This is a genomic window from Chryseobacterium sp. WX (genome assembly GCF_029542485.1).
Taxonomy (GTDB): Bacteria; Bacteroidota; Bacteroidia; order Flavobacteriales; family Weeksellaceae; genus Chryseobacterium; species Chryseobacterium cucumeris.
The window spans coordinates 3468045-3492114 of the sequence record NZ_CP120710.1; the positions used below are offsets into that span (position 1 = coordinate 3468045).

Sequence of the window (24070 nt, forward strand, 5' to 3'; positions counted from 1 at the left end):
ATTTACTAATTTTTACGAGATTCTGTCCCGGAATGGTATGAAAATGGGATGATAATCTGCATGAAAAAGATACTATTACCACTTTTTGCAGTTTTACTGTTAGGACTCGTTTTAAATTGTTCCTCAGTGCCCACCAAAGATCCTTTTCTTCAAAGGCAATGGATGCTCATTTCTTTTGATGGCTTTTCAAAAGATCAATTAATAGCCAATAAAGCCGAAATGAATCTGACAGCCAATAGGGTAAAGGGTAAAATTCAGGCAAGTGTTTATATGGGATGTAACCGGATGTCTTTTGCTTCTGAATTTAAAAAAGAAGGTAAAGTGAAATTTTCAAAAGGAATAAGTACAATGAAAGCCTGTCAGGATATGAATCTTGAAAGCTCTTTTCAGAAGAAAATAGAAACGATGACTCATTATTCTATTGAAGGGCATTTTCTTACTCTAACAGATGATCATGGAAATACTATGAAATTTGTAGCTGCTGATTGGGATTAATCATACCATTTCTTCCTATACAAAACAAAAGTCCGCATAATAGCGGACTTCTTTGTTTGAAAAATCTAGTTTGGTTATCAGCTTTTTGAGGTTATCAGTTTTTGAGAGTCATTAGTTTTTGGGGATTGTTTTTTTTATTTCTTCCAAAGTTGCTGTGTTAGGCAGCCCGGTAACTGTCGTTTTTGTGTTCCTGGAATTTATACTATTGTGATATGCTTGTCTGTTTGGGATCGTTTTTTTAATATCTTCAAGACTTGCTGTATTAGGAAGAAGCTTTCCTGAATTGTCTGCAGCTGCTTTGGGCTTGGATTCCTGTTTTTTAACTTCCAGGCCTCGATCAGATGCCAACCCGGTACTTACCGGATTTTTTTCAGCTCTTTCCTTATCAGCCTGAATTTGGACTACCTGTTGTTCTTTTGCCTGTTTTACAACCAGTGCCTGATCTTCTTCTACAGCAGTCGTTTTTTTACTTTCCTGAGCATAAATAAGAGTGCTTAGAAATAATAATGGGATGATATATGCTATTTTCATGACGGTTTATTTTATATTGACTAATACTTGAATTTTTCCAACTTCTTTTTGGTCATAATCCTGAAGTGCTTTTCCGATGACCTGGCCTATTTTTACCTTTTTGAGATTGGCTTTCATGGCAACTCCCGCTTTAGATGAAGTCACCAGAAGATCTCCTCTTTTTATTTTTCCGTTCTCAAGGCATACTTTGGTAGGAATAACACCAATGACACCCATTGGCGCTTTATTGGATATATCAATATCGATATGTTCTTCTGTAAGCAGTACACCAGGTTTAGTAGCATACACTCCGGCAACAAGAGTAGAGTAGGGAGTTGATGATTTTTCAACCGTTCTATCTGCTTTTGTTGAGATAACCAGAATGTCACCAGGTTCATATTCAGAGATGTTTCCGTTGACATCAAAAGCTTCCGCAACGTCAGCACCACTGTTTTGTGTACCGCCATTGAAAAATCCTTTTCCGGTATTATCAATACGGGCAACGTTTACGGTTCCCGGGTTTCCTGATTTAAATAAAGCCAGAGATCCTGCACTATGAGTTTCTACAGTAAGTGCTGCATTGGTATTAGATGTATTAAAATTAACAAACCTGGCAGCTCGTCCGTTACTGAAATTAGGAACCCATGCATAGATTGCACTTCCTGTTCCGTCTACAGTGGTTTCTACACCATCTCCGGTGTTGGATGCATTAGCGGTGATACCATTACCATTACCATCTGCAATAGCAATCAAGGCAGGGCCGTTTCCTGCAGGATTGGATGCGTGGAAAAGGCCTGCGTATCCTCCGGTTCCGGAAGATACTCCATAAATTCCTGCTGTGCCAAAGTTGGCAAACTGTGAATTGACTTCTCCTCTTACTGCAGGAGAGGTTCCGGTCACTTTATCTACCTTGAAATTACCTGCAATACCGTTTCCAACAGTGGTTACAGTGATAACATCGCTGGTGTTTGATTCATTGAAAATATTAAATCGTCCGGCACGTCCGGTAGCAAAAGAAGGAACCCATGCATAAAGCGCATTTCCGGCACCATCAATATTGGTCTCAACCCCATTGCCGTCTTTACCTGCATTGGCTGTAATGGCGTTACCGTTACCGTCTGTCAAAGCGATCAATGATGCTCCATTTCCGGCAGGATTGGAAGCGTAGAATAGTCCGGCTCGTCCTCCGGTTCCGGATGAGACACCAAAAATAGCAGCAGCACCAAAATTTCCAAAAATAGTATTGACCTCCCCTCTTACCGCAGCTCCTACACTATTGGTATTATTGAGTACAAAAGAAGCAGCATTGCCTTTGGTATTATCAGGGATGTTTCCATTTCCGTTAGATGCCACTTCAAAAGTATTAGCATCAGTATTTGTATTGTTGAAATTTTCAAACCTTCCCGCACGTCCGGTACTGTTATTTAAACCTACCTGACCGTAAACACCAATACCCGTTCCGGATGTATTGGTCGCAACAAATCCTCTCACTCCATATCCTCCTCCATCATTACGGCCCACAACCGCTCCGGCAATATCACTGGTCGTTCTACCCACAACTGCTTCACCTGCTCCGGTATTGTCTCCTATAATCCCAGCAGATGATTGGGAAGAGGTGATCCCGTGGGCACCAAATCCTCCCGCAGTAGAACTTAGTATTCCGGCTCCAGTACCTGTGGTGGAAACATTGATAACTGTTCCGTTCCCTACAGTAGATGCCGTAAGAACACTATTGGCGTTAGCATTATTGACGATAGAAATATTGGCAGCAATACCATTGTTACTTGTGGCATTTAATCCTGTTCCTGTATTACTGTTTGCGTAAACACCATATCCGTTTCCACTGGCATTTCCGTAAACTCCTAAACCGTTGGGAGTAACGCCATATACGCCCCAGCCGCTTCCAGCCTGGCTTCCCCAGACTCCAATTCCCAGTCCGCCGGTTCCGTTATTGATACCGCGTACTGCAGAAGAAAATCCTCCGGGGGCTGTATTGCTTACAATTCCTCTTACAGCAGCAATACTGGATGTGGTTGTGCTGTTGGCTCCTTCCACAGAAGTTCCATCACCATTATTGATTAATGAAAATAAAGTGGAGGCATTATTTATCGTATTGGAGTAGGGGATCGTAAAGCTTCCTCCGCTCACTCCGGCGGATTTAGCATATAAAGCATAGGGTACACTTAGTAACTGGCTTGTTCCTACTATGGTATAGTTGGTTCCGCCAGCTGGATCTGTTTCTGTTTTTAAATAGTAGCTTGCTGAGGACCAATCAATAGTGGCGAATGTTCCGGTAAGGATTGTTCCTGTTCCTATTTCGAGACTAACGAGTCCGTTGGCATTGGTATTTCCGGTGAGTCTTTCAGAATAGACTGCTGCTCCGGCAGGAGATCCCTGCAATATGCTTACTCTTATAGCAATTCCTTGGTTGGCTAAGAGTTGTCCGGAACCATTTCTCATGACAGCTTGGTAGCTCATTTTTTCCGGAGCCTGGGACAGTCCCATAAAGAAACCTGTCAGGATCCAAAACAGTGATAATATTTTTTTCATGGCGTTTTATTTTTTTATGATTTTGAAAGTTTTGATATTTTCTCCATTTTGAGTAATCCTTATGATGTACATCGCGGAAGGAATTGAGGAGAAATTAAGCTCAGATTTTGATTGTGAGATCTTATCTTTTTTTACCAGCTTGCCCTGGGCATCGAATAACTGATATTCTGAGCCTTTAAAATTATTTGACGTAAAATCTAAATACAAATAATCTCTGAAAGGATTAGGGTAAAGTAAAATACCAGTCAGTTCAGAGGAGTTTTCAAAAGTGGTAAGAGTGATGATTTCGTAAGGCTGTTGAACACCTTCGAGAACTTGTCCTGTTCCTTTTTCGAGGTAGGTTGTCTGACCTACACTGTAAGAAACAAAACCATTAGCTGCTGATGCATCCAATCCCGCTGCTAAAACTACAGCCTGAGCGTGTAGTATGGAGATGGAAAAGACAGACAGAATAATACAATAAATAGATATTCTTTCCATGGATAACAGTTTTGGTGATTAATAGATGTGTTTTCTTGGGGAATTTGGGAAGACTAAATTACCAACTATCTCCATTGATTAGCAGGAAAATAGACCAACGGCAGAAATAATCGACCAATGGCATTGGTGAATTATTATGATGTATTTTTAAGGATTAAAAAAAGAAAGATTGTCCTTGTAAGTTCGGCCAATAGGAAGTTTTATACGATGCGGAAGTTCTATTTCGTGACAGTTTTTTCCGCGGATAAGATGACGTGGGACAGCATAGCTTCTGTGTATTCTGACAAAAGAATTAAAAAAACTTTTTTGCAGAAGATTTCCCAGTGAATTTAAAATACAATGATTTTTTTCAAGTGTGATGATTCTGGTGTAATCTTTCAGAGCTTCCAGGTAGAGAATATCTTTCATTTTAATCTGAAAAACATGACCACCTTCTTTTATTTTAATGCAGTTTTCTCCCACCATGGCATCATAGCATTCACATTTTTCTTTTACTTCAAAAAAATCAAAAAGCTTTTCCATCGAATAATGAAAGCGTTCTGCGGTAAGCGGTTTGGTAATAAAATCTAAAGTATTAATCTCAAAAGCTCCGGCAGCCAGTTCGGGATGAGAGCTTACGAAAATACAGGCAGGGATCTTATGGGCCAGCTTTCTGAACTCAAGACCGTTCATCCCCCTTAAATTGGTTTCGGTAATCAGGAGATCAACAGGAATGTCAAGATAGGGAACTGCCTTTTCAGCAGAGTCGAAAGTGGCAACAATTTCAATGTTTTCATATTGCCTGATATAATGCTGAAGAACCAGCCTGTCCAGTTCATCATCATCAATAATCATACATTTGATATGGGTAACCATGATATTCCGGAGATTAGTTTTTGATTTAAATAATTAAAAATCAGAAATTTATTATATAAAGTTATTGATTTTTTATAAATCATTCATCAGTAAACTTAAATTTATATTAAAATATGTTATTAAATAAAAATTGATTTTGTTTTTTTTCTGAAAAATATTAACTTGTAAAAATCATAAACATAGACAGAACTTAATGTTAGAAAAGAAAGAACATAACTATGAGAAAGCTGTCCTGGTGGGTGTTATTACCCAGAATCAGGATGAAGAAAAACTGACGGAGTATTTGGATGAACTTGAGTTTTTAGCTTTCACAGCAGGAGCAACCGTACAAAAGCGCTTTACCCAAAAATTAACTCAGCCTGATTCCAAAACCTTTATCGGTAGCGGAAAAGCCATCGAGATAAAAGAATATGTAAAAGAAAATGAGATCGGAACCGTAATTTTCGATGATGAACTCTCTCCTTCACAACTTAAAAACCTGGAAAGGGAAATGGAGGTTAAAATCCTGGACCGTACCAATCTTATTCTTGATATTTTTGCCCAGAGAGCACAGACTTCATATGCGAGAACTCAGGTGGAACTGGCACAATACCAGTATCTTTTACCACGACTGACAAGAATGTGGACCCACCTTGAGCGTCAGAAAGGAGGAATCGGGATGAGAGGTCCCGGAGAAACGGAAATTGAAACTGACCGTCGTATAATCCGTGACAGAATTACCTTGCTGAAAGAGAAACTGAAGACGATAGACAAGCAGATGGCTACCCAGCGTAACAACCGTGGGAAAGTGGTTCGTGCAGCTTTGGTAGGATATACCAACGTAGGGAAATCTACCCTGATGAATTCCATTTCAAAATCTGAAGTTTTTGCGGAAAATAAATTATTCGCTACACTGGATACCACGGTAAGAAAAGTGGTAATTGGAAATTTACCGTTTCTATTGACAGACACCGTAGGATTTATCAGAAAACTTCCTACTCAGCTGGTAGAATCTTTTAAATCTACATTGGATGAGGTTCGTGAAGCCGATCTTTTGATCCATGTGGTGGATATTTCTCACGAAAGCTTTGAAGATCATATAGAATCTGTTAACCATATCCTGATGGAAATCAACGCTCATCAGAAGCCGATGATCATGGTTTTCAATAAAATTGACGATTTCAGCTATGAGAAAAAGGATGAAGATGATCTTACCCCTTCAACCCGTAAAAATATTTCTCTGGAAGAATGGAAAAAGACCTGGATGGCAAAATCTAAATATCCAACGGTTTTCATCTCTGCGTTAACGAAAGAAAACTTCCCGGAAATGAAGAAAATGATTTATGATGAGGTCATGAAGATTCATATTTCCAGATTTCCATACAACGATTTTCTTTTCGAATATTTCGACAACGACGAAGAAGAAAGCAACAATTAATGAAATACCATTTTTTCCTTTTGTTCATCCTGTTTTCGGTTTTTGGGTTCAGCCAGAAATCAAAAATTGATATAAAAGCTATTGAGAAAAGTCTCAGGACTTCCGACTCTCCGTATAATTACGATAAGCTTATTTTCAAATTTAAAGGATACCCTAAATCTCTGGACAGTATAGAATCTCAATATCTGTACTACGGAAGAAATTTTAGAAACGATAAAATAAATACATCAGATGATAGCTTTAAAAGTCTGGTAGAAGCCTTTAAACAAAACAATTTTGCAGATTGTATCAAACAGGGAAAAGCTTTGTATGATAAAGATCCTACCAACCTGGATATTCTGTTGATCCTTCTTAGGGCCTATGATTCGGTAAAAGATGGAAATAATTTTGTACACCATCTGAACCAGTTCCGCACCCTTACCGAAGGAATAAGAAGTTCCGGAGACGGAAAATCCGAGAAAACGGCCTATATCGTTAATTCTGTAGGAGATGAATACATTCTGCTGAATATTCTGAATATAGGGCAGGATTACACAAGACGTTCGAAAGCTTCTAAAGATGCCATGTTTGACATCTGGGAAAAAGATGGGAATCAAATTTATATCAAAATACTCTATTTGGAACTCACCAATTAATCTTAAAATAAAGACACTTAGTGGAATTATATTATTCATTTTCAGCATTAATCGTATTAGCATCAATATTTGCCTATCTTAACTATAGGTTTTTAAAACTTCCAAGTACCATCGGAATTATGGTGATCGCCATTGTAGTATCAATTTTTCTGGTACTGTTTGGAGAAACGGTTCTTCCGAGAACTTTCGGACACCTTCACAACCTTATGAATGGTATCGACTTCACGGAGGTGTTGATGGGTGCTATGCTTAATTTTCTACTCTTTGCAGGGGGAATCCATATTAATATTAATGACCTGAAAGAACAGTTCAGACCTGTAGTGATATTTTCCACAGTAGGTGTTGTGATTTCTACCTTTGTCGTAGGATTCGGAATGTTTTATCTGCTTCCTTATGTGGGGGTTAAACTTCCTTTTATCTACTGTCTTGTTTTCGGTGCTTTGATTTCTCCTACCGATCCGGTAGCGGTTCTGAGTGTACTGAAACAGGCGAATGTATCCAAATCTCTTGAAACAAAAGTGGCCGGAGAGTCTCTTTTCAATGACGGTATGGCAGTTGTGGTCTTTACAGTGATTTTGCAGTTGGCGATCGGAAAAGAAGTGGATCTGAGTGTTGAAACGATAGGATTGCTCCTCCTTAAGGAAGCTGGTGGAGGTCTTTTACTCGGGGTTCTGTTAGGATGGGTTACTTCAAGATTGATGCGTGAAGTGGACGATTATATTATTTCCGTATTAGTGACGCTTTCAGTGGTAATGGGAGGTTATCTTATTGCCCGTCAGATGCATATCTCAGGACCATTGACTATGGTGGCGGCAGGATTATTTATGGGAAATTTCAACAGAAGTTTCAAAATGAAGTCCGTTACTCAGGATTATCTGATCAAATTCTGGGAATTGATTGATGAAATTCTGAACGCGGTACTATTTCTGTTCATCGGATTTGAACTTTTGATGATTAAAGATCTCAGACATTTCATGATTCCGGGCTTAGTGGCCATTGTGGTGGTTTTGCTGGCAAGATTTATTTCGATCTGGGGACCTACAAAATTTACTTCCCTGAGAAGAAGTTTCAGTCCACAAACGGTGAAAGTGCTTGTTTGGGGAGGAATTCGTGGCGGAGTTTCCATTGCATTGGCGATGTCTGTTCCTAAAAGTGAATACAGTGAGATTATTTTAAGTATTACCTATTGTGTTGTCGTATTCTCAATCATTGTTCAGGGGCTTACCATTGCTAAGGTGGCCAATCCGAATAAGATTGCCAAAGAAGAAGAGGAGCAGAAAAATATTGCTGTAGAAGAAAACGCTTAAAATCATATGAGCATTGTTAAAGAAATACAGGAAGCACTTGCTGTTTTATCCATTCCTGAAAAGGCGGAGTTTTTTCCAAGATTTTTCAAAACAGGAAAAGGAGAATATGGTGAAGGCGACTTGTTTCTGGGCGTAAAAGTTCCGGATCAACGCTCTGTGGCCAAAGAATATTATTCGAAAATAAATTTAAAGGAACTCAGTACATTACTTTCTTCAACATATCACGAGCACAGGCTGACAGCTCTTTTTATGCTGATTTCAAAGTTTGAGAAAACAAAAGATAAGGCAGTAAAAGAAGAAGTGGTCGCTTTTTATCTGGATCATCTTCCTTATATCAATAACTGGGATCTGGTAGATTCTACCTGCTATAAGATTTTAGGCAGATATGCTTTTGAAAATCAGAAAGAAAGCCTTCTTAAGCAACTTTCGGAATCTGATGAGATGTGGCATAAAAGGATTGCTGTTGTCGGAACAATGCATTATATAAAAAAAGGATCATTTGATCTGACCAAAGAATTTGTCACCAGAAATCTGAAACATCCTCATGACCTGATGCACAAAGCAAACGGATGGCTACTAAGGGAAATGGGAAATAAAAATGAAGGCGAGCTGATCAGTTATCTGAACCAATATTATAAAGAAATGCCCAGAACATGTCTTCGGTATGCTATTGAAAAACTGGATGAAGATCTTCGCCAGGATTATCTTAAAGGACGAGTTTAAAAAATAATATACGGAAAAGTACCGTATTTTCCCCGGAAAAAGTACCGGGAAACAGCTATTTATGCCCAAAAAATCAAAGATTATAAGGATGTAAGGCCAGAATTAAGTAATTTTGTGCTTTTAAACCTGATCATGAAAAATTTTCTCAGATTATTTCTTCTATGTATTCCTTTGCTGTTCCTGACAAGCTGTTTTGATATTCTGGATAAAGTGAATATAAAAGCTGACGGAACAGGAGAATATACCATTATTCTTAACGCAAGCAAGAGCAAAACAAGACTTGCTTCAATTTCTAAAGTGGAAACCATCAACGGAAAAAAAGTTCCTAAAAAGTCAGAAATTGAAACTAAAATCAATGAGGCTGCCAGAATTTTTAAAGGAACTCCCGGAATCAGCAATGTGAAAACCTCCATGGATTTTGATAATTACATCATCAAGCTGAGCTGTAGTTTCAAAAAGATTGAAAACATTAATGCAGGTCTGGAAAAACTGAAAGCCCAGAAAATATTGGGTAAAATGGTTCCTACTCAGGTTTACAGTCAGAATCTTGAAAAAAAGACATTGATAAGGAATAAAGTCAATACTTTCAAGGCTGATTATGACAAGATGAGTAAGGCAGACAAAGAGGTTTTTACTGATGCGAAATATACTTCTATCATGCAGTTTGAAACTCCAGTGAAATCACAATCGAATCCTACTTACGTGCTTTCTCCCAACAAAAAGGCTCTTAAACTGGAAGCAGATATTCTGGATGTAATCCTTCAGAAAAAACAAATACAAAATACCATCCTTTTTCAATAAATTTCTAAACTATAGTCATGAAATCTATCTTTTTAAAAACACAAACCATTATTTTCGTCCTCTTTGGCTTTACATTGATTTTAGCCCAAAACAGCATGAAAATTCCTTCCGATGCCGTATTTTATATGGAAGTCAACGGAAAGCAGCTTAATAATAAAATCAACTGGAATAAACTGAATCCTTTGCTGCATGAGCTCAGCAAAAAGAGTAAAGAAAATCTTTCATGGACAGATTATTCCAAAACAGGAATCAAATACGACGCTGTTCAATACCATTATGCGAGCTTTAATGACTCCATTAAAGCATATAATACCCATTTTATCATTGATAATAAGGAAAAGTTTCAGGAGTTCATTAATTCTGTAAAGAAAAAAGGACAGGAAGTTTCCAGCAGAAAGAACTATTCTTACGTAGATATCAATGATGATGTTTTTGTAGCATGGAACGGGAGCCGTGCTGTTCTCAGTATGATCAGCTATACAAAACCTTATAAGGATCTTTGGGCAGAGGAAGCAGTTGCAGACAGTACAGCAGTTGCAGTGGTGGACTCCGCTTACGCAGAGCCGGGAGATACAGTGTATACCGAAGAACCGGAAAAGCCGTTTGATTATAAAGAAGAGATCAAAAGTCTCAATGATGATATTAAGTATCTGAAAGAAAGTATAAAAGATAACAACAACGAGATTGCAAGAATCCAGAAAGATATCAAATACCTGGAGAAACATCATAAATATCCTGCAGATAAAGAAACTGCTGAAAATTCTGAAAACGGAGAAGAAATGCCGGAAGATGCTTATGATGAGGAAGAAGAAAAGGCTTTCCAGAAAGAGCAGGATTCTATCCGTAGAGAAAACTTCAGGGTTGTTAAAAAGAACGCAGAAGATCGTTTTGACCAATATTTCAGTTCAAATTTAGAAATTGAAGTGCCTAAAGAAATGCTTTCGTTCAGAGATGCCAATTCCGATGTTTTTGTGTATACAGACTACGGAAGAATTGTAAATGAAGGCATCTACGGAAAAATGACAAAGTATTACGGCTATGGACAGTTTTTCAAAAACATGTACAATTCCAACTATGCATACAATCTGTATTTTGATAAAGACAAAGTAAGGCTGGTTAATAATTATCAGCACAAAAATGGTGACATTCAAAAGAATATTTCTGCCATTTATAAAGGGAAGAAAAACAAAAAACTGCTGGAGCTGATCAATGAAAAAAGTGTCGGCTACTATGCAATGAATGTGAATGGGGCAAAATGCTTTGACATGATGTACAGTCTTCTTCAGAACTCAGGAGAAAACGAGTACAAAAAAGAAATGGAGCTGATCATGGAAACCATGAAAATTGTACTGGATGAAGAAGCAATTACCAAAATTGCCCCTGGAAACGGAATCTTTGTTTTGAATGAATTAAAATCCAAAACCGTAGAATACACCGATTATGAATACGATGCTGATTTCAATGAAAAAGAAGTAAAGAAAACCAAGGAAATCGCTGTTCCTAACTTCACTTTCGCTTTTGCAACAGAGAATGAAGGGTACTGGAACCGTATTTTTGATTTGCTTACAACCAACAAAAAAATGTCTAAGAGATTCTCTAAAAAAGGAAACCTTTATACCTTTAAAGAAGAGAAAAAAGGAGGATATGTAGATCAGTTGTTTTTTACTGTGAAAGATGGGGTTGTGTACCTTATGAGTGCTGCAGATAATAATTTACCTGTAAACCAATCTGATGTTTCCAGAAAATGGGCAAAAGACTCCGCTAAATATCCATTGTCCGGCAGACTGGATATTCAGAAGCTATTAACAGGACTAGACAAAGAATTCAAAAGCCCGAAAGAGAGAAAAACGTTAGAGGCGATCAAAAAAAATGTAGGAGAACTGTATTATAAAACGGAAGTAAAAGGAGAAAGCATCCAGACTGAGATGAATTATAACATCAAAGATTCTTCAGAAAACAGCTTAATGTATTTCTTTGATATATTCGATCAGGTTTTTAAAGCTAAAGAAACAGAAAAGAAGCCTCAAATTTTATAGATGAACAAAAAGAAGATTATTGTCCCGTTATTTTTATTGCTTGCTGTTTCAGTATATTTTATAGCTTTTCACAAAGATAAAAGCCTTCAATATATTCCTGATAATGCAGATACCGTGATCTTAATTGACACGAAGAAATTAACGGGACAATACCTCTTCAGTTTAGCAACCCATCCTTCAAAATGGTCCGGAAGCAAAGCAAAGAGTAAAACCTCCGGTTCACTGAAAGATTCAGGAATCAGAATTCCGGATTTTCTACAGATATTTCATATTAAAGACACTAAATTTTCAGAATGGTATAGTGTTTTAGAGCTTAAAGATTCGCAAAAATTCATTACCTGTTTAAAGAAACAAGACTTTGTGGCCAAAGGAAATAACGTTTTTCAGAAAGATCAGTTTTTCTTTATGATCAACGGGAACCATTGTATTGCAGGAACTTCTGACCTCGCTTTTGGAACTATTCAGAAAAAACTTCTCCACCAATCCGGACATCCTGTTTGGGAGGCAGACCGTTTTATTCAAAATACAGTGGGAAGCATTTCATTCATTTCAGGGCAGAAAATCCGAAACTTTTCCATTGAGCTAAATGAGGATGAAATTGAAATCAATAATAATTCAAATCCGGAGATTTTTAATACGATTGCTTCAAAATTTGAGAAAGGAAATCATTTTCTGGAACTTGAATTAGACAGAGAAAACATCAGGAATTTTACCCGTTTTTTCAAAAAAAGTATAGCAGATTCTTCACAGATAACATCTTTAAAGGCTGCTGCAGATCTTAAACAGATCAATGATACCATCGTCACGTATGAATATGATGATAATTTTAATGAAGTTGAAAGAAAGACGGTTCAAAAGATCACTCAGCCCAGCTATATGATCGACATTCTGAGTAATGATCCTGAGAAAACCTGGCAATATTTCCAGTCTGAAAAATGGATCAACAACGAAAATCAATTTACTGCAATTCCCTTTCAACCTAATAAAATCACGCAAAATAATAAAGGTGTTACGATAAAATCAACCCGGAATCCGATATCATTATCCAGCCGGTTAAAGCAAAACTATATTATGATCAGAAATAATGCTTTGCTGTATTCTTCTTTGAAAACATTGAATAACACTGAAAAGAAGATCATTTCTGACATTGATTACGTGTTGTATGGGAACAAGGCTCAGAATTATTGGATAAAAATAAAAGCGAATAAAGGAGAATTACCCTTAATTTTACGGTGGTAAGCATAGAAACCGATAAAATTTTCATTAATGGCTCCATCAGACATCACATTGCTCAAAACTTTTACTCATTACTTTTTGCATTTCGTTTTTCCAATATTTATCGCATTGGTTTTTTATCGTAAAAATTGGAAAAAAGCATATTTTATTCTTCTCGCTACCATGCTGGTAGATCTGGACCATCTTTTTGCCAATCCTGTTTTTGATCCGTCCAGAGAAAGTATAGGTTTTCATTTTTTACATTCTTACTATGCCATTGCGGTGTATTTTTTGCTGTTGTTCTTTAAAGGAAATATCAGGCTTATAGGAATCGGGCTTCTGTTTCATATGTTCACAGATTATCAGGATTTTAACTTCTGGCCTCATTAAAATATTATTAATATTTTCTTTTAATATTGAAATTATTATAGATTTTTTGTATTTTGTAGTCACGATATGAGACTAAAAGAACTTTTACATTATACCTATATTTTTCCTATTTTGGCAGTAGGATACTACTTTTCCGGTTTGATGGGAAATGGTGTCCTTTATGATATTCTGGCCGGTGTTTTATTGATCGGAAGTGTTTTATCAGCAGTACATCATGCTGAAGTTGTAGCTCATAAAGTAGGGGAGCCTTTCGGAACAATCATCCTGGCGCTTTGTATCACCATTATTGAAGTAGCACTTATCATCTCGCTGATGGTTGCCGGCGGAGATCAGGCGATCACGCTGGCCAGAGATACCGTTTTTGCTGCCGTAATGCTTATTCTCAACGGAATTCTTGGAATATGTATTTTGGTAGGTGGCGTTAAATATCATGAACAGTTCTTTGCAAGAACTTCAGCAACTACTTATCTGGTGAGTATTGTTTCCATTCTGGTACTTACCCTTGTTCTTCCCAATTTTACTTCAAGTGTCAACGGACCATTCTATAACGAAGCTCAGCTTATTTTTATATCTATCGCATGTCTTGCCATTTATGGGGTTTTCCTGATGGTACAGACTGTGCGCCACAGAAGTTATTTTATTGTTCCTGATGAGCATCCTGAAGAACATTATATTCCTTCATTACCAAAAACACTTATCAGCTTTGTCTTTCTGGTAATCTGTCTTGTTATTGTTGTACTGATGGCCAAAGGATTGTCCGATACAATTGAAGGAATGGTACAGAGCCTTGGAGCTCCAAAATCCCTGGTTGGGGTAATTATTGCTGCCGTGGTTCTTCTTCCTGAAGGCGTTGCTGCCATCCGTGCAGCAAGAGCCAATCAAATCCAGTCCAGCTTAAATCTGGCATTGGGTTCTGCACTGGCAAGTATCGGACTGACTATTCCTGCGGTTTCAGCGGTATGTATTATGTATGATATTCCACTTGTATTGGGATTGGATAAAAAAGACATTATTCTGCTTTCTTTATCCGTATTTATTGTGATGCTATCTTTAAGTCGTGGAAAAACAAACGTCCTGTACGGGACTGTTCTGCTGGTGAATCTGGCAGCCTATATCTTTACAGTAATTGTTCCTTAGAAAGAAAAAATAAAAAATTATAAATCTTTTTTATCTGTAAAATCCCGGAAGTTAACCTCGACATCGATATCCCGTACCCCGAATCCCGTATCACTACAACCTTCTCGCCAGCTCCATTTTGAAAGCCATCAGTTTTGCTATATTCTCTGACTTGTAAATCGCCATGTCGGCATTTTCGCCTACGAAATTTTCCTCAATAGTCGTACGCCAAAGCAGCAGCCATCTGTCAAAGTGCTTCTGTTCCATAGCTTGTATCTCATTAACCGGGAAATGGACACCCATTGGATTTCCTTTATAGCTCATCTGCCCAAAAAGAATAGATTCCCAGAAAGAATACATTTTAGGAAGATGTTTATCCCAATCTACTTTAGCAATATCATTAAAAAAGAATCCAATGGTTTCATCTTTAACAACTTTGTTGTAAAATGAATTGACAAGGTGTTCAATATCTTCTCTTGATTCAAGCTTTTTCATACTTCAAAGTTAGTATAATTCGTATTAAAAATTTCAGTCGCGAAATTGATAAATTTCATGTAAACAGTATTTTAGAGAACAACATATTATTAAACAATGGAAAATTGGGAAAGATTAAAATTTGATTAATTCGCAAAAAAGCACCTTAAAAGAATTCATTTTTTGTAAATTTAATTATTAAACACTAAAAAATTATTAAAATGATCAAAAAAATCAATTCTGTTTGTATTCTCTTATTGATGTTTTCAGTATCATGTTCAAGGGATGAAGTGAGTGCTATGAATGATGATTCAGAAAAAGTACATTATTCTGAAGTAAAGAAATCACAGTTGACTGAGGAAGAGATGCTTCAGCAGGGCTGGAAAATTGTAGATGAGTTTAAATTATCAGGCAATAATAGTTTGGGTGCCAGCTATAGTTTGCCAAATGAAGAGCGTGAAATCCCTTTCAAGGCAAATCACCTGAAAGATATGGGATATGATGTCAGTTATTCAGGAGAAAGAACACGGTTGAAAAACATTTTTGCTTATTCCGGCCAGGTTCCGGATGGAATTATATTTAATCCAGACCTTTCTGTAGATGGAGATGCCCGGAATACAGCTCCAAACCCTAATGTTTCCATTGTTTTGGGAACTCCTCAGGTGACAATAAAAACGGACGGTGCAGATCTACCGGACAATGCTTACACTACGGAGGCAATTAACAATGGCGACAGAGAAAGTGAAATTACGGTAACCTATTCTTATAAAAAAGGATATTCTACTTCCTGGAAACGGACCGTTTCAGGTTCATTTGAAGTGGCAGCTTCAGTATCCGTTGATATTCCGTTAGTTGCAAAAGCTTCAGCAAGTACAAAAGTTGTTGTAGGAGGAGATACTACTGAAGGTACAGAAAATTCTGAAGAAGTTACTGAAACCAGCAGCTACAAAACCATTGTGCCCGCTCATTCTAAAAAAACAATTTCTGTCCTTACAAAATTGAAGGGATCATCCGTTGAATACTTTGTACCGATGAAATTAAAAGGAAGATTACAGGCGAACTTTCCCTCTCCCGTAGATGGACATTACTATTGGGCTTTTCCTATCGAAAGCTTCCCTGATTTTCTTACCAATATACACGGAGAGTCAGGAATCGTAAAATCTGTCAGCAATGTAAGTGTTACCGTACTGGAATCACCAGCACAAAAGATATAGAATTTCTCTTATTAAAAAAGGGTAAAAGTGGAGTATTGTTTTTTCATTTTTTCAGCAGTTTAATGTAAAGCGGGATTGTAATAATATAATTCAACTGGTGGTGTATTATTAAAAACAGGTAGGTATAAGTTTTTGCAATTATTTTAATTCTTAATTTTAGAAATAAAACTTTTAGGTTGATGTACAAGTATTTGGCAAAGCTATGATAGAAAAATAATCTGGCTCCTAATTTTTGTTCTCAAGATGGTTTTCACTGAGAGCTATTTTGATGAATTTTTTACAGGAATAGATGGCTATAGAAAGATCTAATGCATGGCTGAACAGCTTTCGTTCTTTACTCAACCATTTTGACACAATAGTATCAAATTGGAAATCTTTCAATTATATCGCTTTTATAGCAGTAGCTCTGAATAAATTTTATTAATCAAAAATTACAACAAGATGAAAAAAAATTATTTTATCCTTTTATTTCTGTTCTTCTTACAGATAGTTTTTGCTCAGCAATATAAAATGCCTATAGCTTATGTAAGTTCGTTACAACCACCACAGCCCGGGCAGGAGGCAGGAATGTGTAATGATAATAATGTGAATACACTTTATCATTCGCGGTATAATTTGAGTACTGCACTTCCGGATCAGTTAAATTTCAAATTTTCCAGTCGGGTAAAAAGTGTAAAAAAGTTGGTGTACAAGCCTAGAACAACAGGTCCTAATGGAATATGGACAAGTGTGAAGGTTTCCTATTCTACGCAATCCGATCCTTCTGTTTTTATAGCAGCAACCGGAGTTATTTCCTGGACATCTGATAATACGGCAAAAACAATAGATTTGCCAACAGCAATTATTCATCCTGATGTTATTAGGATTGATGTTCTAAGTGCTCAAAATAATTTTTCAAGTTGTGCAGAGATGGAGTTTTATTCTGAAGAACAGATGGACCCTATACAAACAGAATGTACACTCCCCACCAATGAGTTTTCAGGGTATGCGGATATTCCTGTGTTGCCTCAGGTGGCAGGATCTTCGGCTTCAAGTTTCCAATCGGGAGAAAATATAGAGAAATCCTTTGATGGTAATGTAAGTACGCTTTATCATTGTAGCTGGAATGCTACAGCAGCCACTTTTCCTATTTCTCTGATTTATAAGTTTGATGGGCAGACATCTATGAATTATTTAAGATACACCCCAAGACAAGATGGTGGGCCTAATGGTCTTTTCGGAAATGTAAAAATAAGTTATAATACCATTTCTAACCCTGCTTATGTTGATATTGCTACTCAAAATTTTGGACAAACGAGTACTATTAAAACGGTAGTTTTTCCTTCTGCCATTACTCCTTTAAATATAAAGATTGAGGTTCTTGATGGTAAAAACAATTTTGCCAGTTGTGCTGAAATGGAATTTTTTCAGAACAGCCCTAATAGTTTTAATCTTTCAGCTTATTCAAATATTTTTAATGATACTCTTTTCAGTACTTTAAAACCAACAATAACCCAGCAGGATATTGATGCAATTCCCTCACCTTTCATTAAAGGGTTAGCTCAGTGTTTATTTAATAATACCTATAATAGAAAATACAGAGTTCAGACTTTTACGGCATATAAAACAATTGAATCCATAAACAACCAGTATAAGCTAGGGAATTATAATGGCTATGAAAATCCGACAGGGTTAGCATTTCAGGCTAATACTACTGCTATTGTTTTTGCCAAAGATATTACGGAGGCAAACAAAGTTTATTTAAAAATAAGAGATTTCGCTACTGAAGGAGCTTCTCCTGAAAAATCTTATGAATTGAAAAATGGACTGAATATTCTTAATATTACAAATGCCGGACTGGGATATATTTCATATTACACTGATGATGTAAATGCATTACCTGTATCGGCAAATATTACAGCAGGGATTGTAAATGGTATATATAAAAAGGGTACAGCGTCTGCAGAATGGATTGAAATGCTGACTAATGATGTCTATCCAAAAATTGATATAGAAGGTTATTACACGAAACTGATGATGGATAAGTCTGTGATAAGCAATTTCCATTTCACCACCGCTCAGCCTTTAATTGATAAATACGATGCAATTGTTAAATCTGAAAGAGAAATGATGGGCTTTTTTAAGTTTAATAAAAATCTTAAAAACAGACAGCTTGTTTATACAGAATCTTCTGGAGGCTGGTATGCAGGAGGCCTGGGTGCTCATTTAGATCTCACTTGGGGGCTTTCAAATTCTGCTTCAGCAACTGGTCTGGACTTTTGGGGAGTCGCTCATGAATTAGGGCATGTCAATCAGATTAGACCTGGGCTAAGATGGATCGGAACGACAGAAATTACAAATAATATGTACTCGCTTTGGGCATATTACAATTTGTATTCACCAACAGGAGCTAACAGATTTACAAGACTGGAAGGTGAAATTGCTGATAAAACGGCTTTCCCTAAAGTGGCAGGAAACAGATTTGGAGAAATTATTATTCAAACCCAAATTAACGGGAAGAGTATTATGGATCAGTTCAGAACAGATTATGTGAATCCTGCAGATGCAAATTTCAGAAGCCTTATTCCGTTTTGGCAATTAGAATTGTATTATCAATTGGCGGGTGCTTCAAAAAGTGCATCTACGCTTGCATTTGATTCGGATATGTCAGATGAAGATACGCCTCCGGTTGTACCTGCTGTTGCGGGAATAGATTATGCACATTGGTTTGCTACAGTAGCTGAAAAAGTAAGAAACACAAACGAAACCCAGCTTACCAATGGACAAATGGTCATGAATTTTGTGAAAAATACCTGTGACGCTGTGCAGGAAGACCTTACAGATTTCTTTACCAATACAGGTTTTTTAAAACCTATTAATGCTATAATTTCAGATTACTCAAACGGTCAGCTTACGATTACACAAAGTATGATTGATGATGTGAAAGCCTATGTTTTAATGAAGGGGTATGCAAAACCAGTATCTCCTGTGATTAATTATCTTTCGGCAAATAGCGTGAATGCCTATAAAAATCTTCTTCCTGTCTCAGGAATTACAGGAATTGGGGCCCAGATTGTGAACAATGCGCAAGGTCAGTTTTTATTGGTAAATAATTCTAAGTGGAATAATGCTGTTGCATTTGAAACTTATGATGCAGGTGACCAGCTCATCAGTGTTTCTATCGTAGGAACTGGAGATACTACATTGGCCAATACATATGTTGATTTCCCTTCCAATGCTTTGAAAGTATATGCAGTAGGATATAACGGGCAAAAAATTCTCGTTTATCCGGCAAATACTTTAGCTGTTAAGGATAGTAAGACAAATAATAATGACTTTATTATTTATCCGAATCCCTTAAAGAATGGACAAAAACTGGTTATCCATATTAAAAATTCAAGAGAAAATCTGAACGCTGAATTATCTGATATGACAGGGACGTTATTGATTTCAGCAAAAGGCTCTCTAAGTGACATCAATAAGGAAATTAACGATAAAATAAAAGATCTGAAAACGGGAATTTATATTATTTCAATAAATAACGGGACCAATAAATATCAGTCTAAAATTATTAAAGAATAATATTAGTAATTAATTCGCCGGAATTTGAGATTGCCCAATTGCCCCCGCATGAAACGCTATTGTGTAATTGGGATTTAATAAATGATATAAACAGCAGAAAAATTTGAATTTCTGCTGTTTTTTTATTCATTTTAAGTAAATAGCTTTATAGAGAGTCCATGGTAAAATCATCTATCATCTGAAGGGAGTAATTTAAAAAAATGATTACTTAAAAAATTAAGCATCATAATGTGTTCTATGCTTAACTTTGCCTTTTAAAATATCTGTATGCTGAAAGAAAGAGCTAATCATCAACTGGCTTATTGTAGAGGAAAATCATAATATAATAAAGTCAAAATGATTAAAAAATGACAGGAGGATTCAGAAAAAAGATCCGTCAGAAAAATGCGGAGAACAGTGGTTTCGGAACCAATGCCTCAGGAAGGTTCATCAATAAAGATGGTCTCCCGAATGTTCAGCGAAGAGGCGTTAATGTTTTTAACAGGTTAAGCTGGTATCACACCATGCTGAATTTGTCCTCATTTCGTTTTATTTCTTATCTGGTTATCGCTTATATTCTCATTAATCTACTGTTTGCAATGATCTATTATCTGATTGGGGTAGAGCATCTTACGGGAATAGATAAAAGTGATCCACTCAATGAATTTATTGATGTCTTTTTCTTTAGTTCCCAGACATTCACCACAGTTGGATATGGGAGGATAGCTCCGGTAGGATTTTTGGCAAGTCTTGTAGCAACTTTTGAAGCTTTTCTGGGATTGCTTACCTTTGCCATTGCAACAGGGCTTTTTTACGGAAGATTTTCAAGACCACGGGCATATCTTAGATTTTCTGATATAGCAGTTATTGCTCCTTTTCAGGAATCTTCAGCATTGATGTTCAGGCTTGCTCCCTATAAAAATAATGCATTGACGGATGCCGACGTAATTGTATCGGTAGCTATTGAAGTTGTGGAAAATGGGGTTGCCAAAAGTAATTTTTACCGACTTACCACGCAGATGAGTAAGATCAATACGTTGGCTCTCAACTGGACTGTAGTGCATAAAATTGATGAAAACTCTCCGTTTTACGGTTTTTCTGAAGAGGATTTTAAAAATACAGATCTTGAGCTCATCGTACAGGTACGCGCATTTGATGAAGTATTTTCAAATACGGTGGTTCAAAGATCTTCGTACACTACTGGAGAAATTGTATATGGAGCCAAATTTGTTCCGATGTATTATCCAAATAAAGAAAATCTCTCAACGGTACTGGATCTGGATAAAATTAACGAGTATAAAAAAGAAGAACTTCCGGAGTCCGTGAGAAACAAAGAATAAATGGATTTAGATTTTTATAAAAAACAGGCGATACAAAAGCAGAAAGAACACAAGAAATTTCTGGACGGATTAAAGAAAAAACCGCCCAAGAATCTCGATTATATAGTGCAGGAGACACATGATGAAGTTTTTGAAGAAATAGATTGTCTGCAGTGTGCCAATTGTTGCAAAACAACGGGACCTCTCTATACCGAAAAAGATATTGAGAGAATTTCCAAACATCTCCGAATGAAGTCTGCAGACTTTGAAGCAAAATTTTTGAGAGTAGATGAAGATAATGATAAGGTATTGCAGAATCTTCCCTGTTTTTTTCTGAACGACGATAATACATGCTCTATCTACGACGTAAGACCAAAAGCCTGCCGTGAATATCCTCATACAGACCGTAAAAAGATTTATCAGATCAATAATTTGATGCTGAAAAATACAGTTATCTGCCCTGCAGCATTTGAATTTGTAGAAAAAATGATGAAGAATATAGGAAAATAGCTTTGTAAGCAGGAAGAGGGGAGATGGGGATTGGGAGCTCTCATCTTTGATCAGAAAAACTGCGACTTCTAATCTAATAAACTTCCTGCTTCCAACATCCCTCTTCCAGCCAAATCACTCTAACTCATTTTTGCAAATTCCTCTTAAATAATTATAAAGTACGTTAAATAAGTCTTTTACACATAATTTTATAAATGATGTCTCGTTTAAGTTAAACAATCATTTAAATATTACATTATGAAAAAGTTATTTTTAACGGCAGCGTTTACATTAGTCGGAGTAATCGCAGTATCAGCACAATCAACACCACAAAAGCCGGCCGATACTTCTACTAATAACACTACGACAACTCAGACTCAACAACCGAATACACAGACTACAAGTCCTTCGGATCCAAAGAATCAACAGGAAAAATCACCTGCAACTACAATGGAAACTGCACCTGCAACGGATCCATCAGTAAGTACAACGCCTACTGATGCTACTAAGCCTGCAGATGCTCCTAAAGAAGAGAAGAAAGACAAAAAGAAGAAAAAGTAAAGCACTTAGCAAACACTAGTCGGAATCCTGAAATCTTGTATTTCAGGATTTTTTTTGTTCAATTTCTTCCACTTTGAACAATAAAATCTTGGTGACCAGATCCAGCGGCAGATTTTCAGTGATGGGAAATTGAACAGCTCCTTTTGAAAATTTATACTTTCTTTCCTCAAAATCTTTTTTAAAATTATGAATACCCTCAGCTCCGGGATAGAATCCGATATGCTTTTTATATCCTGCAAAATAAATCAACGGTTTTCCTTTGTACCGGAAGGCCGGCATCTGATACCCGATATATTCTTCCAAATCCGGAACCTGTAAATGAATTACTTTTCTAAGTTTGAGTAATTTTTTCTGTACATCTATCGGAAACAGAAGTATATATTCATCAATATTTTTAAAGGTGTTTTGCATCATATAAAAATAAAAAAAGCGCTGCATATAGCAGCGCTTTCTCCTTTCACTTTTTACTTTTTTCCCATTATCCCGGGAACAGGCTATATCAAAAAAGGTCGGGAGTTTTTCCCAACCTTTGTTTTTTGTTACACAACTCCTTGAGCCAACATTGCTTCTGCTACTTTTACGAAGCCGGCAATATTTGCACCTTTTACGTAGTTTACATAACCATCTTCGTCTTTTCCGTAATCTCTACAAGCTTTATGGATACCGATCATGATTTCCTTTAATCTTGCATCAACTTCTTCAGAAGTCCAGTTAAGACGGATAGAGTTCTGAGTCATTTCTAATCCTGATGTAGCAACACCTCCAGCGTTGGAAGCCTTACCAGGAGAGAATAATACTTTATTATCTAAGAAATAGTTGATAGCATCTAGTGTAGAAGGCATGTTAGCCGCTTCAGTTACACAGATACATCCGTTTTCAACTAATTTTCTTGCATCGTCTAAATCTAATTCGTTTTGAGTTGCGGAAGGGAAAGCTACGTCACACTTCACATCCCAAGGACGTTTTCCAGCGTGGAACTCAGCTGATGGATATTTTTTAGCATAGTCTTCCGCTCTGTTATTACCAGAAGATCTAAGTTCTAATAAATAATCGATCTTTTCTCCGCTGATACCATCTTTATCGTAGATATATCCGTCAGGACCAGAGATTGTTACAACTTTAGCACCTAGTTCAGTTGCTTTTTTAATAACTCCCCACGCTACGTTTCCGAAACCTGATACTGTTACAATTTTATCTTTAAAATCCTGTCCGATCGTTTTAAGCATCTGCTCTGCGAAGTATACTACACCATATCCTGTAGCTTCAGGACGGATTAATGAACCTCCGTAAGCAAGACCTTTTCCTGTAAGAACTCCGGTAAACTCGTTTCTGATTTTCTTGTACTGTCCGAATAAATATCCGATTTCTCTTGCTCCAACACCGATATCTCCTGCAGGTACGTCTGTTTCAGGACCGATGTGTTTGCATAATTCTGTCATGAAAGCCTGGCAGAAACGCATTACTTCCATATCAGATTTTCCTTGTGGATCGAAATCTGAACCTCCTTTACCACCTCCCATTGGAAGAGTTGTCAAAGAGTTTTTGAATACTTGTTCGAACGCCAGGAATTTAAGAACTGATAAGTTTACAGTAGGGTGGAAGCGGATTCCTCCTTTGTATGGTCCAATAGCAGAGTTCATTTGAATTCTGAAACCTCTGTTAACCTGAATTTCTCCTTTGTCATCAACCCATGGAACTCTGAAAATAATAATTCTTTCAGCTTCAGCCATTCTTTCAAGCAGCTTCATTCCGGTATATTCTTTTTTAGTAGCAATGAATGGAATTACGGTTACGGCAACTTCTTTTACAGCCTGTAAAAATTCCGGTTCGTTAGGATTTTTTGCTTCAATTTTTGCAATAAACTCTTGGATTTTCTGGTCAATATTATATTGTTCCATATATTAAGGTTGAATATTATTGTCAACAAATTTAATTTTTTTTTC

General features: G+C 36.8%; 22 protein-coding genes and 1 pseudogene. 16 read left to right on the plus strand and 7 right to left on the minus strand.

From position 1 onward, the window contains the following. The first annotated feature begins 60 nt into the window (after positions 1-60). Complete coding sequence (locus tag PZ898_RS15680; protein ID WP_277693719.1) at positions 61-495, plus strand: META domain-containing protein; 435 nt, start codon at positions 61-63, stop codon at positions 493-495. A 111-nt stretch (positions 496-606) separates the two neighbouring features. Here PZ898_RS15680 and PZ898_RS15685 read toward each other — a convergent pair whose 3' ends face one another. The 4 genes from PZ898_RS15685 to PZ898_RS15700 all read right to left on the minus strand — a co-directional run bounded on the left by PZ898_RS15685 (position 607) and on the right by PZ898_RS15700 (position 4890). Beyond that, the gene (locus PZ898_RS15685) at positions 607-1026 is read right to left on the minus strand and encodes a hypothetical protein (RefSeq protein ID WP_277693720.1); all 420 of its coding nucleotides are present in this window, start codon (positions 1024-1026) and stop codon (positions 607-609) included. 6 nt (positions 1027-1032) lie between these two features. Next, a complete protein-coding gene (locus PZ898_RS15690; RefSeq protein ID WP_277693721.1) occupies positions 1033-3555 on the minus strand; it encodes a collagen-like protein in 2523 nt (840 codons plus the stop codon). A 6-nt stretch (positions 3556-3561) separates the two neighbouring features. Continuing rightward, the gene (locus tag PZ898_RS15695; RefSeq protein WP_062673051.1) at positions 3562-4035 is read right to left on the minus strand and encodes a T9SS type A sorting domain-containing protein; all 474 of its coding nucleotides are present in this window, start codon (positions 4033-4035) and stop codon (positions 3562-3564) included. 147 nt (positions 4036-4182) lie between these two features. Then, positions 4183-4890: a LytTR family DNA-binding domain-containing protein gene (locus PZ898_RS15700; protein ID WP_277693722.1), complete on the minus strand. Its 708-nt coding sequence runs from the start codon at positions 4888-4890 to the stop codon at positions 4183-4185. A gap of 193 nt (positions 4891-5083) precedes the next feature. Between PZ898_RS15700 and hflX the strand changes: the two genes are divergently transcribed. The 9 genes from hflX to PZ898_RS15745 all read left to right on the plus strand — a co-directional run bounded on the left by hflX (position 5084) and on the right by PZ898_RS15745 (position 14551). Continuing rightward, positions 5084-6307: a GTPase HflX gene (hflX, locus tag PZ898_RS15705; protein ID WP_062673053.1), complete on the plus strand. Its 1224-nt coding sequence runs from the start codon at positions 5084-5086 to the stop codon at positions 6305-6307. Beyond that, complete coding sequence (locus tag PZ898_RS15710; RefSeq protein ID WP_277693723.1) at positions 6307-6942, plus strand: DUF4919 domain-containing protein; 636 nt, start codon at positions 6307-6309, stop codon at positions 6940-6942. The genes hflX and PZ898_RS15710 overlap by 1 nt, the downstream gene beginning before the upstream one ends. A gap of 20 nt (positions 6943-6962) precedes the next feature. After that, complete coding sequence (locus PZ898_RS15715; protein WP_277693724.1) at positions 6963-8249, plus strand: sodium:proton antiporter; 1287 nt, start codon at positions 6963-6965, stop codon at positions 8247-8249. Between the two features lie 6 nt (positions 8250-8255). Beyond that, complete coding sequence (locus PZ898_RS15720) at positions 8256-8972, plus strand: DNA alkylation repair protein (RefSeq protein ID WP_277693725.1); 717 nt, start codon at positions 8256-8258, stop codon at positions 8970-8972. A 132-nt stretch (positions 8973-9104) separates the two neighbouring features. Then, positions 9105-9773, plus strand: a complete 669-nt coding sequence (locus PZ898_RS15725) for a hypothetical protein (RefSeq protein WP_277693726.1) — start codon at positions 9105-9107, stop codon at positions 9771-9773. Positions 9774-9790: 17 nt separating this feature from the next. Beyond that, positions 9791-11809, plus strand: a complete 2019-nt coding sequence (locus PZ898_RS15730) for a hypothetical protein (RefSeq protein WP_277693727.1) — start codon at positions 9791-9793, stop codon at positions 11807-11809. Then, positions 11810-13048 (plus strand): hypothetical protein, encoded by a 1239-nt coding sequence (locus PZ898_RS15735; RefSeq protein WP_277693728.1) that lies wholly within the window; start codon positions 11810-11812, stop codon positions 13046-13048. 27 nt (positions 13049-13075) lie between these two features. Further along, on the plus strand, positions 13076-13414 hold the full coding sequence (locus PZ898_RS15740) for a DUF6122 family protein (protein ID WP_062673068.1): 339 nt from the start codon (positions 13076-13078) through the stop codon (positions 13412-13414). Positions 13415-13480: 66 nt separating this feature from the next. Beyond that, positions 13481-14551 (plus strand): ionic transporter y4hA, encoded by a 1071-nt coding sequence (locus tag PZ898_RS15745; RefSeq protein ID WP_062673070.1) that lies wholly within the window; start codon positions 13481-13483, stop codon positions 14549-14551. A 93-nt stretch (positions 14552-14644) separates the two neighbouring features. Here PZ898_RS15745 and PZ898_RS15750 read toward each other — a convergent pair whose 3' ends face one another. Next, positions 14645-15025: a group III truncated hemoglobin gene (locus tag PZ898_RS15750; protein ID WP_120232413.1), complete on the minus strand. Its 381-nt coding sequence runs from the start codon at positions 15023-15025 to the stop codon at positions 14645-14647. A 200-nt stretch (positions 15026-15225) separates the two neighbouring features. On the opposite strand from PZ898_RS15750, the gene PZ898_RS15755 reads away from it, so the two are divergent. The 6 genes and pseudogenes from PZ898_RS15755 (at position 15226) to PZ898_RS15780 (ending at position 22127) form a co-directional block, all read left to right on the plus strand. Continuing rightward, positions 15226-16218 (plus strand): hypothetical protein, encoded by a 993-nt coding sequence (locus PZ898_RS15755; RefSeq protein ID WP_277693729.1) that lies wholly within the window; start codon positions 15226-15228, stop codon positions 16216-16218. Between the two features lie 292 nt (positions 16219-16510). Beyond that, positions 16511-16642, plus strand: a pseudogene (locus tag PZ898_RS15760) (IS5 family transposase); the annotation flags it as partial. A gap of 17 nt (positions 16643-16659) precedes the next feature. After that, positions 16660-19779, plus strand: a complete 3120-nt coding sequence (locus tag PZ898_RS15765) for a M60 family metallopeptidase (protein WP_277693730.1) — start codon at positions 16660-16662, stop codon at positions 19777-19779. A gap of 347 nt (positions 19780-20126) precedes the next feature. Next, positions 20127-21098, plus strand: a complete 972-nt coding sequence (locus tag PZ898_RS15770; protein WP_062673079.1) for an ion channel — start codon at positions 20127-20129, stop codon at positions 21096-21098. Next, positions 21099-21587, plus strand: a complete 489-nt coding sequence (locus tag PZ898_RS15775; protein WP_062673081.1) for a YkgJ family cysteine cluster protein — start codon at positions 21099-21101, stop codon at positions 21585-21587. 237 nt (positions 21588-21824) lie between these two features. Then, positions 21825-22127 (plus strand): hypothetical protein, encoded by a 303-nt coding sequence (locus PZ898_RS15780; RefSeq protein ID WP_062673083.1) that lies wholly within the window; start codon positions 21825-21827, stop codon positions 22125-22127. 42 nt (positions 22128-22169) lie between these two features. On the opposite strand, the gene PZ898_RS15785 is transcribed toward PZ898_RS15780, so the two are convergent. Both PZ898_RS15785 and gdhA read right to left on the minus strand, forming a co-directional pair. Next, a complete protein-coding gene (locus tag PZ898_RS15785) occupies positions 22170-22541 on the minus strand; it encodes a DUF1801 domain-containing protein (protein ID WP_062673085.1) in 372 nt (123 codons plus the stop codon). 125 nt (positions 22542-22666) lie between these two features. Beyond that, complete coding sequence (gdhA, locus tag PZ898_RS15790) at positions 22667-24025, minus strand: NADP-specific glutamate dehydrogenase (RefSeq protein WP_062673086.1); 1359 nt, start codon at positions 24023-24025, stop codon at positions 22667-22669. Positions 24026-24070 lie beyond the last annotated feature (45 nt).